Here is a 12,964-nt window from a genome sequence, read left to right on the forward strand (position 1 = left end):
GGCGGCAACGGGCGGCTACTCCCTGTTTCGCAGCGCCTGCGGCAAGCCGGCCATGACAATCAGCGCGCACAGCAGCGCCAGCCCGGCGATGACGTACAGCGCCGGAGTTGTGCTGCCGCTGATGTCCTTGATGCGGCCCACCATCACCGGGCTGACGATGCCGCCCAGCTGGCCCAGCGTATTGATCAGGGCAATGCCTCCCGCCGCGCCCGCGCCGGTCACCAGCTTCGGAGGCAGCGCCCAGAAGGCAGGGATGGCAGCGACCACGCCGGCGCCCATCACACCCAGCGCCACGATCAGCAGCACCGTGTTCTTGTCGAACCAGCCCGCGCTGACGAAGCCCAGCGCAGCGAGCACCAGCAAGCCCGCCACGAACTTGCGGCGCTCGCCGCTGGCGTCCGACAGGCGGCCGACCAGCACCATGGTGATTGCGCCGCATACATACGGCACCGCCGTGAGCATGCCGATGACGGCCGGATTTTGCGTGCCGGCGCTGCGGATCAGATGCGGCGCCCAGAAGTTCAAGCCATACGACGCAATCTGGATCAGGAAATAAACCAGGCCCAGGGTAAGAAAGCCCGGCGTTTTGATGGCGCCCAGCAGCGAGTGGCCGCCCTCTTTGGGCGCCGCCTGCTCCACGCTGCCGCGCAACAAAGCCTGTTCAGCGGACGTCAGCCAGTGCGCGTCTTCAATGCGGTCCTTCAGCTGGTTCAGTACCACCAGGCCAAGGACCACGCACGGCACCCCGCCCAGCAGGAACAGCCAATGCCAGCCGCGCATGCCAGACAGGCCTTCCATGTGCGCCAGGATCTGGCCCGACACCGGTGCGCCGATCAGGCCCGCAAAGGCCGACGCCAGGAACAGCAGCGACGTAATGCGGCCACGGAATTTGGCGGGGAACCACAACGTGAGGTAATACAGCACGCCCGGAGCGAAGCCCGCTTCCATGGCGCCAATCAGGAAACGCAGCGCGTAGAACTGCCATTCGCTGGTGACGAACACCATGGCCGCTGTGGCCACGCCCCACGAGATCATGATGCGCGCGATCCAGCGCCGCGCGCCCACCTTGTACAAAAACATATTGCTGGGCACTTCGAACAGCACATAGCCCACCACGAACAGGCTGGCGCCCAGGCCGTAGGCGGTGTCGCTCAGGCCCAGGTCGCCCTGCAGCTGGAACTTGGCGAAGCTGATGTTGATGCGGTCGAAGAAGGCGAACAGATAGCAGATCATAATCAGCGGCATGATGCGCCACGCCACCTTGCGCACAACAGCGTCCACGCTGTTGATGTCGCTGCTGGCGCCATGGCCGCCGTCCGCGGCAGCCGAAGCGGCTGCCATTGCATTTTGATTGGGCATGCGAGTCTCCTTGCCGGCCGCCTCGCAGGGGCCGGTCATTGATTTTGAAAGAGGGGAAAGCGGGTTCTAGGCAGCTTGGCGCGCCAGTGTTTCAGGCAAGGGATGCAAGTCGCAGTTGCGGCCCGCCTTGGCAACCTGGCCTGGCACATCGTGCCCCAGCAGCGCGGGCAGGCCGCGCGACAGCGCGATCAGCTTGGGCAGGTCGATCCCGGTTTCTATGCCCATTTCTTCGCACATGTTTACCAGGTCTTCCGTGCAGATGTTGCCGGACGCGCCGGGAGCGAACGGACAGCCGCCCAGGCCGCCCAGCGCCGCGTCGAAGCGCATCGCACCGGATTCATAAGCCGCCAGCACGTTCGCCAGGCCCAGGCCGCGCGTGTTGTGGAAGTGCAGCGTCAGCGCGGAAGGATGCAGCCGTGCACGCACTTTTCGCACCAGCTGCGCCACCTGGCGCGGCTGCGCCATGCCGGTGGTATCCGCCAGCGTGATGCCGGTGATGCCCAGGTCCAGGTACCGGTCCACCAGCGCCAGTACGCGGCCCTCGTCGATCGCGCCCTCGAACGGACAGCCGAACGCCGTTGCCACCGTACCGTTCAGCAGCACGCCCCGGTCCCGCGCGTGGGCGCAGATGTCGGCAAACGCAGCCAGCGACTGTTTGCAGTCCATGCGCATGTTGGCGCAGTTGTGCGACTCGCTGGCCGACATCACCAGGTTCAGCTCATCGGCCCCGGCCATGATGGCGCGCTGCGCGCCCTTCAGGTTGGGCACCAGGGCAACGTAGATCACGCCGGGCTGGCGGCGCATGCGCAGGAATACTTCTTCGCCGTCGCGCAGCGCCGGTATGGCCTTGGGCGAGACAAAGGATCCCGCTTCGATGCGCGAAAAGCCCGCGCCGGACAACGCCTCGATCAGCCCCACCTTCTCTGAGGTGGGCACCCATACCGGCTCGATCTGCAGGCCATCGCGCGGGGACACTTCCTGGACCACCATGAATTCGCCTTTCATTGCACCACTCCTTCGTTTTTCATCCGTTGAATGTCCGCCGCCGCAATGCCCAGCTCCGCCAGCACGCCGGCCGTATGTTCGCCCAGCGCCGGCCCTTGCCAACGCACCTCGCCGGGCGTATCCGACAGCTTGGGCACGATACCCGGCATCTTCACGCACGCGCCGCCCGGCAACTCGGCGTCCAGGATCATGCCGCGCGCCTGGTAGTGCGGATCGGCCACGATGTCGGCCGCCGAGTAGATGCGGCCGGACGGCACGCCGGTTTCCTCCAGCGCAGCCAGCACGTTTTCCATGCTATTGGCCGACGTCCAGCCCGCGATCGCCGCGTCCAGCAGCGCCGACTGGGCCGCGCGGCCGTCGTTGTGGGCGAAGGCGGGATCTTCCGCCAGGTCCGGCCGGCCGATCACGTTCATCAAGCGCTTGAAAATGGGATCGCTGTTGCCTGCGATGACGACATAGGCGCCGTCCCGCGTTGGGTAGGTGTTCGAGGGCGCGATGCCCGGCAAGGCGCCGCCGCTGCGCTCGCGCACATGGCCCAGCAGGTCGTACTCCGGCACCAGGCTTTCCATCAGGTTGAACACGCTCTCCACCAGCGAGACGTCCACTACCTGGCCTACGCCCTGCCCGGTCTTCACACGCAGCACCGACATCAGCGCGCCCATCACCGCGTGCAGGGAGGCCAGCGAATCGCCCAGGCTGACGCCTGCGCGGGCCGGTACGCCGTCCGCTTCACCGGTGGTGTAGCGGATGCCGCCCATGGCCTCGCCGATGGCGCCGAAGCCCGGCCTGTCCTTGTAAGGGCCGGTCTGGCCATAGCCGGAAATGCGCACCATGGTCAGTTTGGGATTGAGCGCATGCAGCGTGTCCCAACCCAGGCCGAGCTTTTCCAGCGCGCCCGGCTTGAGGTTTTCGATCAGCACGTCGGCCCCGGCGGCAAGCTGCTTGACGATGGCGATGCCTTCGGCCGATTTAAGATTGATGGAAACGGATTTCTTGTTGCGCGACTGCAGATACCACCAGAGGGAAGTCCCCTCGTGCAGCTTGCGCCATTTGCGGATGGGATCGCCGTCCACCGGCGCCTCGATCTTGACGACTTCCGCGCCGAATTCGGCCATCATGCGCGCCGCGAACGGCGCTGCGATCAGGGTGCCGATCTCGATCACCTTGATGCCTGCGAGTGGTCCACTCATTATTGTCTCCTCCTGATGAATGAACGTCAGGATAGAGAACGGCGGCGCGAGCGTCCAACCGTAAGAATTCAAGCAGCGTTCGCGAAACGCGAACGCTCAGCGCGGCACGGCTGCCTCAGCCCGCGCGCGCCTCGGCTCCGCGCAAGTGTTCCAGCAGCGCCTGGGTCACCGGCGACAGCGCGTGCGGATCGCGCACGATGATTCTCAGCTCGCGCTGGGCCCAGCCATCCTCCAGTTCCAGCGCCACCAGCCCGAGCGGCTGGCCGATGGCCTGGAACACCTCGAACGGAATCACGCCCAGCCCCATGCCCACCTGCGCCATGCGGCACACCGCGTCGAAGCCCGGCACCTGGATGCGCACCTGCAGCGCCCGTCCCGCCTCGCGCGCTGCCAGGTGCATGCGCGAGTTGATGGAGCTGTTCACATGCAGGCCCACATGGTCCGAGTCAAGCGTATCGGCGAAGGCCACCCGGCCGCACTGCGCCAGCGCATGGTCGGCCCGCATCACCAGCACCAGGCGGTCGCGCCGGTACAGCTCCGTGTGCAGCGCGCGCGTGTCCACGTCGCCCGAGCAGATGCCGATATCGGCCCAGCTATCCTCGACTCCGCGCACCACGCTGTCGCTGGGACGCTCTTCCAGGTCCAGCTTCACCTGTCCGTGCTGTTGCAGGAAAGCCCGCAAGTCCTCCGGCAGGAACTCCACGATGGCGGACAGGTTGGCCACCATGCGAACATAGCCGCGCACGCCCTGCGCATGTTCGGCCAGCTCGACGCCCATCTTCTCCACGCTCAGCAGCATGCGCCGCGCATGGGTCAGCAGCGTATGGCCGGCCGGCGTCAGCTCCATGCCGCGCGCCTTGCGGGAAAACAGCGCCACGCCCACCGCCTGCTCCAGGTCCACCAGCCGCTTGCTGGCGGCCGAGACCGCAATCGCTTCCCGCTCGGCCGCGCGCGTGAGCGTGCCCTCCTCCTGCACTGCCAGGAACAGCTGCAGCGTGGTCAGGTCCAGTTTGCGCAGAAGATTAATGATAGCCATGCCGCGCACTTTAACAGGTGTGCCCAAAGCGCAAAAGATTCGTTACACTGGCGATATCAACTTTGCAAGGAGCAAGCATGGCAAGCGAAATCGTTTTGGATACCCGGCTGGAATCGGCCAAGAACACGGCCTGGTGGCTGTACTTGCTGCATGGCGTGGCTTTCGTGTTCTCCGTGGGTACGCTGTCGTTGCTGATACTCATCATTAACTACGTGCAGCGGCCCGCCACCGAAGGTACCTTCGTCTACAGCCATCACAGCTGGCAGATCCGCACCTTCTGGTGGTACCTGGTGTGGTTCGTGCTCGGCATTATCCTGGCCGCGACCTTCATCGGCATCGTGGTGGCCGTCCCGATCTGGGTGGTGGCATGGCTGTGGTCGGCCTATCGCCTGGTGCGCGGCATCAAGGACTTGAACGACAACCGCGCCATGCCGGAATGAGGACGGTCGCCCAAGAGATCCTGGAGCACAACCGCCAGTTCCGGGAGACCAACAGCACCGACCTGGTGACCAAGGTCGCACGCATGAAGGAACACGTATTTCCCTTCTACCGAGCGACCGCGCACCTGTTCTACCGCGACATGGCGGCGCTGCCGTCCTCACCGTACACCAACGCACAGACTGGCCGCTGCTGGCTGGCCGGCGACGCCCACCTGGCCAATTTCGGCGCTATGCGCGACGCCGCCGGCACGGAAGTTTTCGGCGTCAGCGACTTCGACGAAGCTTATATCGGACAGTACCTGTGGGACTTGCGGCGCCTGGCCGTGAGCCTGCTGCTGGCCGACTATGCCAAGGACATCAGCCTGTCCGAGCGGCGCGCCGCCATCGCGGCCATGGCCACGGCGTATCTCGCCTGCATGGCCGACTTCAAGGGTAGCAACGACGAGCTGAAGTTCCGGCTGACCAGCGACAACACCAGCGGCCTGGTTCAGAAAGCCATCAGGAAGGCGGCCAAGGCAGACCGCAAGGAATTCCTGGCCAAGTTCAAGGGCCCGGACACGCGGCCGGTGGCGGATGCCATCCGCGCTGCGGTCGTTGCCGCAATGCCGGATTACGTGGGCCGGATCGCTCCGTCCGGCCGCAAGGCGGTCGCCTGCTATCAAGTGCTTGACGTGCGCCAGCGCCTCGGCGCCGGCATGGGCAGCCTGGGGAAACTGCGCTACTACGCCCTGCTGCAAGGCACCGGCGACGGCAACGTGATGCTGGAGATGAAGCAAGCCATCCCCAGCGCGGTCGAACTGGCCAACCCTGGCGCGCTGCCGAGCTCATTCCATGGCGGGCACGACGGCCAGCGCATCGCCCGCGCCCAGCAGGCCATGCAGCTCAACGCCGATGTGCTGACCGGCTACGCAATGATCGCCGGCATGCCCTTCCATGTGCATGAGAAAGCCCCGACCGACAAGGACTTCAAGTACGACGACATCGCCACCGACGCCGAGCTTAACAAGGCAGCCGCCACGCTCGGCATGGCGCTGGCGTCCGCCCACGCACTGGCCGACCAGGACCATGATACGCATTTGGTCCAGGTCAGCATCGACAAGCAGGTCACCGACGCAGTCACCAGCCGCAGCGGCTTCATCACCGAGCTGACCGGCTTTGCCTGCGACTACGCTGCCAAGGTGCGCCTCGACTGGCAAGCTTTCCGGGCCGCACTGGACAAGGGCGAACCGATGTACTGACGGGAGCTTGATCTCCGTCTAGGCATGTCGTCCCGGCACGGCCTACCATGGGAGTTCTCATGGAACCGGGAGGCAACATGAAATACATGCTGGCAATTTCGTGCGTGCTGTTGGCTGCGGTTGGAAATGTCACCCAGGCCGAGAAACAAGACATCGTCTGCCCGCCCGCCATTCTCGCGTCCACCACGGTGGCGACGGCCGATGGCTGGGAGCCGGTAGGCGGCGCGGCCGAATACAAGCTCGAGCATGCCCAGCTCTTCTCCGGCCATCCCAGCGGGGAGGTGCAAGTGAGGCCGGACGAAAGCTCCCGTGACAAGAGCGTGGTCACGCAGTGGCGCCTCAATCCCGCGCAAGCGCCCGAATTCTGGATCGGCTGCGCCTACCGCGACACCACCGTACTGCTGGCCCGAAAACTCGACACCCGGCTATCGCGCTGCATCGCCCGCTACGATCGGACCAACGGCCCGCCGCCGGGGCATTTGCAGTCGCTAACGTGCTCTTGAGGCCGCTCGCCCTCTGCTGTCCCAAGCCTGCGCACGCGCACAGAAACACCAGCGATCGCGAGATGTCTTCGCGCGCGGCAATGGGTTGGCGTTTCGCTCGGGCCGGAATTGGCTGCAACCGCTAGGCCCAGAAAATTTTCAGGACGAAGCCGCCAACTAAGAGTAACCAGCAAAGGCCAATCACAAGCCGCAACCTCAGTGGCAACGGGTTGCGGACCGCGTCAGCGACAACCTCGCTCATCGGCTGCGTGAACATTTTTCTGGTGTAGGTCAGATAGGGAATTACACAGAAACTGAGCGCAGTGCCTGCGAAGATGAGTGCATCACCATGATTATCTTCTTTAAAATAAACAAACGCAGAGTAGGCACACAACAGGCCAATAATCGAAAAGACCACCCCGAGCGCCTGAAGTGCGCGTTGCTTTTTGATAGCCATCATGTCTTCTGTAGGTCTAAAGAAATTCAATTATATTGGACTTGGACCTGTAGCCAGGCCGGCATCACAGGCAAGTTTTCCCTAAGCGGACATCGTCCCAGCCTGGGGGCAAGATCACACCCACGATAGCGCATCTTAGAGGCCACCGTGTGCGGCGATGAACATGGCGACGGCAGACCGGCAATAAGATTCGATTTCATCCTCGTCCTCTGCCCTCGCCTCATCAAAACGTGCGATGAGCAGGAGATCAGATCCTTTGAAAAGCGCGGCAAACAGGCGGGCGGACCGGAGAGGATCGGGCACCTTAAGGACCGCCTTCGCGTGCAGCTGACGCAACAGGGCCTCGATTTGGGCGATGACATGGGCCGGCCCGGCTTCGTAGTGGAGCTTGCTTAACGACCTTTGATTCGTCTTGTCGGCCAAGACCATGGCTTCGACACTGCGGACGTCCGGACTCAACAGCGTGCGAAGCAGCGATGATCCCACCGCCATGAGCTGATCTTGGGCCGAACCGTCGACACCTTCAACAAAGGCCTGTGGCGCAAACGGATGGCAATGGGCCGCCATGGCCGCGCTGAACAGCGCCTCCTTGTTCTCGAAATGTCGATAGATGCTTAGCTTGGAAATCTTCCCCCGCTGGGCGACCTTGTCCATGGTCGTCGCTTGAAAACCCAGTTCCACAAAGAGTTCGCAGGCGGCGTCGACTATCGTTTGGCGAAGCGCCTCGTTGGCGGGGCGCCCGCGACGGCCTGGGCTAATTTTAGGCATAACAATTCCAGTACTTGACAGTATTTAAATTCATAATTTATGATACCACTCAGTACCTCAAATGTACAAGCCAGCCTCAACCCAACCATCATCCGCAACTCGGAGCCCATACCATGAATGACGTCATCATCATCGGAGGTAGCTTTGCCGGCCTCGCCGCCGCCCTGCAGCTCGGCCGTGCTCGCCGCAAGGTCACTGTTCTCGATACCGGCCGCCCGCGCAACCGCTTTGCCGGCCATTCGCATGGCCTGCTCGGCCATGATCACAAACCGCCGCTGGACATTCTGGAAGAGGCGCGGCAGCAACTGGCGCGCTATCCAACGATCAGACTGGTCAATGCCCGAGCCGAGAGCGTGTCTGGCGCAATCGACGATTTTTGCGTCGTCACAGACGATAACGAACAGCTAAAGGCACGCCGCCTGATCCTGAGCTATGGCGTCACCGACCAGATGCCGGATGTTCCGGGTTTTGCCGAAAGCTGGGGTACGTCTATCGTGCCCTGTCCGTATTGCGACGGCTTTGAAGTCGCCGGCCAGCATTGGGGCCTCGTCTGGTCCGGCCCGCAGTCGCACCAGTCTGCAAGGCTATTCCGGGATTGGACCGACAAGCTGACTGTCTTCGCCGATGGTCATGACATCCCGCCCGAAATCCAGGCCGATTTGGCGCGCCGCAACATACCTGTCGCCCTTGGCAGCATCGTCGAGATCGCCCATCAGGACGGCCATATCATCACCGTCAATCTCGATACCCGCCGCAATGTCGCGGTCGACGTCCTGTTCGCCCATCCGCGCAACAAGCCGTCCGCAAGCCTGCATGCATCACTGGGCATCGCAACGGTCGAAACGCCCTCCGGCATCATCCTCAAGGTCGACGAGCGTCGCCAAACCAGCATGCCTGGCATCTACGCCGCCGGCGACCTCACGACGCCTTTTTTGCCCTCGGTCACCCAGGCATCATCCCAGGGCGCGATGGCCGGTATCTTCGCCCAGCAGTCTATGCTGGTTTGAGAGCACAGAGTCATCCCGGCGAAGATCGATCAGGCCGGAGGCGGCCGACAAGTCGCTCAACATGCCGGCGTCCGCGCCCGACACTTGCAGCGCTGCGTTGGCGACCGCCACGCCGGCTCCGCTCTCGCGCTCCTCCTCTGCGACGGCAACGCCGTCGCCCTCAGATGCCTTCTGCCTGCGCTCAAGCGATGGCCGCACGTGGCTGCACTTGGGGCAGACGACCGTCATGGCGTGCCTCTAGCTGTTGAGCTGAAGCAAGTATATCGATAATGTTAATGAGCAAACAGGCAAATTGTCACAGACGGCACTAGTCCTCTATCGGAGCCAGCCCTTGCCGTATTTTCTCTTTGAGCCCGTCCAGCATTTGCTGCAGCACTTCCTTCGGATGCCCTTCCCAATCCTTCACCTCACCGACGATGCTCAGAGGGTGACGTGTCCGGTAAGATTGCGTAGGGTTGCCGGGGAAGCGCTTGTTTGTCAGATTGGGATCGTCCTCGAACGAGCCGGTGGGTTCCACGATATAGATGTAGCCACGGTCTGCGCCGCCGGCGAGTGCGGTGGCCAGTTCCGCGCCCCAGACCGCCGGCTCCAACAGGGCCGAGAAGTAGACATTGTTGGAAATCCGGCCTTCTTCGAAATTGGATGCGAAACCCGGCACCAGCAAGTCGCCTGCTTCGAGACGGTATTTGGTGCCGTGATAGAACGGCCCTTTCACATTGCCACAGCTTGCATGCGTGACCGGAGTCCAGTCTGGATCGCTCATAGGCAGTCTCCCGTGGTTTAAATTTGCTCCAGCGCTGGCGCCGGCAGCACGGCCGTCGACCACGGCGCGAGCAGCTGCCAGCCTAGCTTGGCGTACAGGCTTCTGCCGTCGTCAGTGGCCACCAGGAGGCGCTCGGTCACGTCGGCTTGCGCGGCTAACGCATCAAGGGCTTGCATGACGACGGTCCCCAAGCCCAGGCGCCTATGGGATTCGGCCGTGACGATCTGGTCGAATACGGCAGTACCGTGGTCCAGCGTAACCCGGCCGGAGGCGGCCAGCTCTCCGCTTGCGTGCGAGACCTGCACCAGCTTGGCGCCATGTTCCGCGGAGCTTTCAATGACATAGCCGGCCGGGAGCGCCACGTGCCCGGACATCGAAGCCGGGCCCAACATCAGATAGCCCGGCGATTCCACGCTCCAGCGCGCGGGCAACGCGGCCCGCAGCACAGCGGGATCGACAGGCGCCTTCAGATAAATGTGGGGAGCATGAATCCGGTCGGCGCAAGCCTGCAAATCCAGGCCGGCATCAAGAAAGACATAGCGCCGCAATTGCAGCGGCATGCCCACCTCAACGCGCAAGCCACCCTCCTCATTCACCGGCAGCGGCACCCCGCGGGACAGGCTCCATCCCGTCAGCCAGCGTTCCAGCAAGGGCAAATCTATCTCAGGCATTTCCATTCGCGCTTCCTCAAATATGCGTGCCTGCAAGCGTAGCAGTTTTCACAATTCCACGCAGGAGCCCGGCAGAAAACGCTAAAGCCGCATGCCCAGCCAGATAACAGACTCGGTTGCGCTGGACACGGTCCACCCTATCATCCGGCTCAAGACGCCGCCGGCCAGTACCTGCGCGGTGGCCGCATCGAGATGCCCCTGTTCTTCATGGAGGATGGCGCTGATTGCCGCGACCGCGTGGGCGTCGTCCGCGACGGCGACGAGTTGCTGGCGCAAGTGCTTGAGCACCACGCGTTCGACCGCCACGGTCGTCAACGATATGGCGCGCGCACCCAGCAGGCCGGTAAGCAAACCAAGCACATAGCCGCCCACGGCGCACAGCCAGTAGCTCTTGCAGCGCATTACTCCGCGTCGCTCCAGTTCGGCCAGGAAGATGCTTCTGTGCCCTTCCTCGTGCGCCTTGAAGGAGCGAATCTCTGCCAGCAATGGCCTGGCGGTCCAGCGCGCCATGCAGATCTGGCCGGCGTAGATGCACACGGCTCCTTGCTCGCCGGCGTGGTTCACTTTGAGGATGCGGCCGGCCAGAGTTCGCGACGGTTCGCTAGAAGAGTTCATCGAGCTGCTCGAAGAATTCCCGTTTCGCACCGGCGTCGGGCATGCCCAGGCTGACGAGCAGTTGTGCCGCCGCCGCCTCGGACTCCTCTTCCCGCAGGTTGCGGTGCGCAAAGGCGATGTCCATCCAGCGGTCGGCCAGCCCGCCCCGGCCGAAGTCGATAAAGTACAGCTGGTCGCGCTTGTCGACCAGGACGTTGCTGTCGCCCAGGTCGCCGTGGGCGAACACCAGGTCCTCCTGCGGCACCGTGGCGTGCAGGCGCGCGACGAGGTCCTGGGGTGTGGCGAGACCGGGCCACGGTTCAAGATCGTAGTCCTCGTCGATGAGGCCCTTGCCGAGCAGGTAGTCCAGCTCGCGCAGGCGAAGTCGCGCGCCGGCATCGAACGGGCACTCGGCGGCAGGCACGGATTGCAGCTGGCGCAGCGCTTCAAGGAACAGCGCCATCACCGGCTGGCCGGTATCAATGCGCGCGGACAGCGGCACACCCGGGACGGCCCGCGTAATCATGTATTCGTGGCTGCCGCTGCTTTCGGCCAGCACCACTTCGGGCACGTTCAGCCGCCCGGAAAGCCAGCGCATGATCGCAGCTTCGCGCCGCACGCTATACGTGGTGGGCGCAAATACCGCCGGGGAAGCCTTCAGGAAAAACTGGTCGTTCCCGCGCTTGAAGCTGTGCACCTGGCACGGCGATTCACCGATCTTGTCCCGCCGCAGGACGGCGTTCCCGATAAAACCGGCAATGGCTGGCGGGCGCACGCGCTTACAGCTTGCCGAGCGCCTGGGCGATGTCGGCGATCAGATCGTCCGGCTCTTCCAGGCCGATATTGAAGCGCACCAGGATGCCGCCGCCGTGCTGCCAGCCCTGGCGCATGGCCTGGATGCGGTATGGCACCGCGAGGCTGTTGGCGCCGCCCCAGCTGTAGCCGATGCCGAACAGTTTGAGCTCGTCGACGAAGCGGTCGGTCTGTTCTTCGGTGTAGCGCGCGTCGAACAGCACGGAGAACAGGCCGCCCGCGCCGCTGAAGTCGCGCTTCCACGTCTCGTGGCCGGGGCAGTCCTCGAAGGCGGGGTGCAGCACCTTGGTAATCTCGGGGCGGGTCTTGAGCCATGCCGCTACCTTGCGCGCGCCCCGGTCGTGCGCTTCGAAGCGCAGCTTCATGGTCGGCAGGCCGCGCAGCACCAGATAGGTGTCGTCCGCCCCCACGCCCATGCCGAGCCGCATGTGCGCTTGCGCAATGCGGTCGTGCACTGCGCGGTCGCGCGTGATGACGGCGCCCATCAGCACGTCCGAGCCGCCGGACTGGTACTTGGTCAGCGCCTGCATGACGATGTCCACGCCCAGCTCGAAGCCGCGCAACGCCAGTCCGGCGGCCCAGGTGTTGTCCAGCGCGACCAGCGCGCCCTTCTCGTGCGCGGCCTTGCAGATGGAGGGCAGGTCCGGCACTTCCATCGACACCGAACCTGGCGCCTCGGTCCACACCAGCCTGGTGTTCGGCTGGATCAGCGCGGCGATGCCGGCGCCGACCAGCGGGTCATAGTAGCGCGCGCTGACGCCGAAGTCGGCCAGCCAGCGTCCCAGTTCGCGGTTCGGGTTATAGACGTTGTCCGGCAGCAGCACGTCGTCGCCGCTTTTCAGCAGCGCGAAATCGATCATGGCGATGGCCGCCAGGCCGCTCGGCGCCAGCAGGCAGTGCAAGCCGCCCTCGATCTCGGCCAGCCGCGCTTCCAGCGTGAACGTGGTGGGCGTGCCGTGCAGGCCGTAGGTATAGGCGTTCTTCTCTTTCCATTCACCCGAGCGCAGCGCCGCCACGTTTTTGAACAGCACCGTCGAGGCGTGGTGGATGGCGGTCGGGAAGGCGGCGAAGCCGGACGGCGCCTCGTAGTCGGTGTGGATCAGGGCGGTCTGCTGGGATTTTGGATTCGTCATGGCTCGAA

Annotated in this window: 15 protein-coding genes; 4 read left to right on the top strand and 11 right to left on the bottom strand. The window is 64.0% G+C overall.

The window, feature by feature from the left end:
* Window positions 1-15: 15 nt before the first annotated feature.
* From ASD15_RS09665 to ASD15_RS09680, 4 genes are all read right to left on the bottom strand, one after another.
* Entirely contained in the window at window positions 16-1,341 is a 1,326-nt protein-coding gene (locus tag ASD15_RS09665; RefSeq protein ID WP_157200887.1) for an MFS transporter, read from the bottom strand.
* Window positions 1,342-1,425: 84 nt separating this feature from the next.
* A complete protein-coding gene (locus ASD15_RS09670; RefSeq protein ID WP_057154636.1) occupies window positions 1,426-2,364 on the bottom strand; it encodes a hydroxymethylglutaryl-CoA lyase in 939 nt (312 codons plus the stop codon).
* Window positions 2,361-3,554: a CaiB/BaiF CoA-transferase family protein gene (locus ASD15_RS09675; RefSeq protein ID WP_057154637.1), complete on the bottom strand. Its 1,194-nt coding sequence runs from the start codon at window positions 3,552-3,554 to the stop codon at window positions 2,361-2,363. The genes ASD15_RS09670 and ASD15_RS09675 overlap by 4 nt, the downstream gene beginning before the upstream one ends.
* Before the next feature lie 115 nt (window positions 3,555-3,669).
* The gene (locus ASD15_RS09680; protein ID WP_057154638.1) at window positions 3,670-4,590 is read right to left on the bottom strand and encodes a LysR family transcriptional regulator; all 921 of its coding nucleotides are present in this window, start codon (window positions 4,588-4,590) and stop codon (window positions 3,670-3,672) included.
* 77 nt (window positions 4,591-4,667) lie between these two features.
* On the opposite strand from ASD15_RS09680, the gene ASD15_RS09685 reads away from it, so the two are divergent.
* From ASD15_RS09685 to ASD15_RS09695, 3 genes are all read left to right on the top strand, one after another.
* Complete coding sequence (locus tag ASD15_RS09685) at window positions 4,668-5,030, top strand: hypothetical protein (RefSeq protein ID WP_057154639.1); 363 nt, start codon at window positions 4,668-4,670, stop codon at window positions 5,028-5,030.
* Entirely contained in the window at window positions 5,027-6,268 is a 1,242-nt protein-coding gene (locus ASD15_RS09690; protein WP_057154640.1) for a DUF2252 domain-containing protein, read from the top strand. Before ASD15_RS09685 ends, ASD15_RS09690 begins: the two co-directional genes overlap by 4 nt.
* A 77-nt stretch (window positions 6,269-6,345) precedes the next feature.
* Entirely contained in the window at window positions 6,346-6,771 is a 426-nt protein-coding gene (locus ASD15_RS09695; protein ID WP_157200881.1) for an STY0301 family protein, read from the top strand.
* Between the two features lie 121 nt (window positions 6,772-6,892).
* Here the strand turns inward: ASD15_RS09695 and ASD15_RS09700 are convergent, their stop codons facing one another.
* Window positions 6,893-7,210, bottom strand: a complete 318-nt coding sequence (locus tag ASD15_RS09700) for a hypothetical protein (protein WP_057154642.1) — start codon at window positions 7,208-7,210, stop codon at window positions 6,893-6,895.
* Window positions 7,211-7,342: 132 nt separating this feature from the next.
* Window positions 7,343-7,975, bottom strand: coding sequence for a TetR/AcrR family transcriptional regulator (locus tag ASD15_RS09705; protein WP_057154643.1), 633 nt, complete (start codon window positions 7,973-7,975; stop codon window positions 7,343-7,345).
* Between the two features lie 113 nt (window positions 7,976-8,088).
* Between ASD15_RS09705 and ASD15_RS09710 the strand changes: the two genes are divergently transcribed.
* Window positions 8,089-8,982 carry an NAD(P)/FAD-dependent oxidoreductase gene (locus ASD15_RS09710; protein WP_057154644.1) on the top strand — a complete coding sequence of 298 codons (894 nt, stop codon included), beginning with the start codon at window positions 8,089-8,091 and terminating at the stop codon, window positions 8,980-8,982.
* A 307-nt stretch (window positions 8,983-9,289) separates the two neighbouring features.
* On the opposite strand, the gene arr is transcribed toward ASD15_RS09710, so the two are convergent.
* From arr to ASD15_RS09735, 5 genes are all read right to left on the bottom strand, one after another.
* The gene (arr, locus tag ASD15_RS09715; protein ID WP_057154645.1) at window positions 9,290-9,745 is read right to left on the bottom strand and encodes an NAD(+)--rifampin ADP-ribosyltransferase; all 456 of its coding nucleotides are present in this window, start codon (window positions 9,743-9,745) and stop codon (window positions 9,290-9,292) included.
* A gap of 17 nt (window positions 9,746-9,762) precedes the next feature.
* Entirely contained in the window at window positions 9,763-10,422 is a 660-nt protein-coding gene (locus tag ASD15_RS09720; RefSeq protein ID WP_229418131.1) for a GNAT family N-acetyltransferase, read from the bottom strand.
* Window positions 10,423-10,497: 75 nt separating this feature from the next.
* On the bottom strand, window positions 10,498-11,031 hold the full coding sequence (locus tag ASD15_RS09725) for a demethoxyubiquinone hydroxylase family protein (protein WP_057154646.1): 534 nt from the start codon (window positions 11,029-11,031) through the stop codon (window positions 10,498-10,500).
* Window positions 11,018-11,785 carry an APH(3') family aminoglycoside O-phosphotransferase gene (locus ASD15_RS09730; RefSeq protein WP_057154647.1) on the bottom strand — a complete coding sequence of 256 codons (768 nt, stop codon included), beginning with the start codon at window positions 11,783-11,785 and terminating at the stop codon, window positions 11,018-11,020. Before ASD15_RS09730 ends, ASD15_RS09725 begins: the two co-directional genes overlap by 14 nt.
* A 4-nt stretch (window positions 11,786-11,789) precedes the next feature.
* Window positions 11,790-12,956 carry a cystathionine beta-lyase gene (locus tag ASD15_RS09735; protein WP_057154648.1) on the bottom strand — a complete coding sequence of 389 codons (1,167 nt, stop codon included), beginning with the start codon at window positions 12,954-12,956 and terminating at the stop codon, window positions 11,790-11,792.
* Window positions 12,957-12,964 lie beyond the last annotated feature (8 nt).

This window comes from Massilia sp. Root351, from assembly GCF_001425045.1.
Lineage (GTDB): Bacteria > Pseudomonadota > Gammaproteobacteria > Burkholderiales > Burkholderiaceae_D > Rugamonas.

Excerpts from the sequence above, each read along its gene's own strand:
- ASD15_RS09665 (WP_157200887.1), bottom strand. The coding sequence starts at position 1,341 with ATGGCAGCCGCTTCGGCTGCCGCGGACGGCGGCCATGGCGCCAGCAGC.
- ASD15_RS09670 (WP_057154636.1), bottom strand. The coding sequence starts at position 2,364 with ATGAAAGGCGAATTCATGGTGGTCCAGGAAGTGTCCCCGCGCGATGGC.
- ASD15_RS09675 (WP_057154637.1), bottom strand. The coding sequence starts at position 3,554 with ATGAGTGGACCACTCGCAGGCATCAAGGTGATCGAGATCGGCACCCTG.
- ASD15_RS09680 (WP_057154638.1), bottom strand. The coding sequence starts at position 4,590 with ATGGCTATCATTAATCTTCTGCGCAAACTGGACCTGACCACGCTGCAG.
- ASD15_RS09685 (WP_057154639.1), top strand. The coding sequence starts at position 4,668 with ATGGCAAGCGAAATCGTTTTGGATACCCGGCTGGAATCGGCCAAGAAC.
- ASD15_RS09690 (WP_057154640.1), top strand. The coding sequence starts at position 5,027 with ATGAGGACGGTCGCCCAAGAGATCCTGGAGCACAACCGCCAGTTCCGG.
- ASD15_RS09695 (WP_157200881.1), top strand. The coding sequence starts at position 6,346 with ATGAAATACATGCTGGCAATTTCGTGCGTGCTGTTGGCTGCGGTTGGA.
- ASD15_RS09700 (WP_057154642.1), bottom strand. The coding sequence starts at position 7,210 with ATGATGGCTATCAAAAAGCAACGCGCACTTCAGGCGCTCGGGGTGGTC.
- ASD15_RS09705 (WP_057154643.1), bottom strand. The coding sequence starts at position 7,975 with ATGCCTAAAATTAGCCCAGGCCGTCGCGGGCGCCCCGCCAACGAGGCG.
- ASD15_RS09710 (WP_057154644.1), top strand. The coding sequence starts at position 8,089 with ATGAATGACGTCATCATCATCGGAGGTAGCTTTGCCGGCCTCGCCGCC.
- arr (WP_057154645.1), bottom strand. The coding sequence starts at position 9,745 with ATGAGCGATCCAGACTGGACTCCGGTCACGCATGCAAGCTGTGGCAAT.
- ASD15_RS09720 (WP_229418131.1), bottom strand. The coding sequence starts at position 10,422 with ATGGAAATGCCTGAGATAGATTTGCCCTTGCTGGAACGCTGGCTGACG.
- ASD15_RS09725 (WP_057154646.1), bottom strand. The coding sequence starts at position 11,031 with ATGAACTCTTCTAGCGAACCGTCGCGAACTCTGGCCGGCCGCATCCTC.
- ASD15_RS09735 (WP_057154648.1), bottom strand. The coding sequence starts at position 12,956 with ATGACGAATCCAAAATCCCAGCAGACCGCCCTGATCCACACCGACTAC.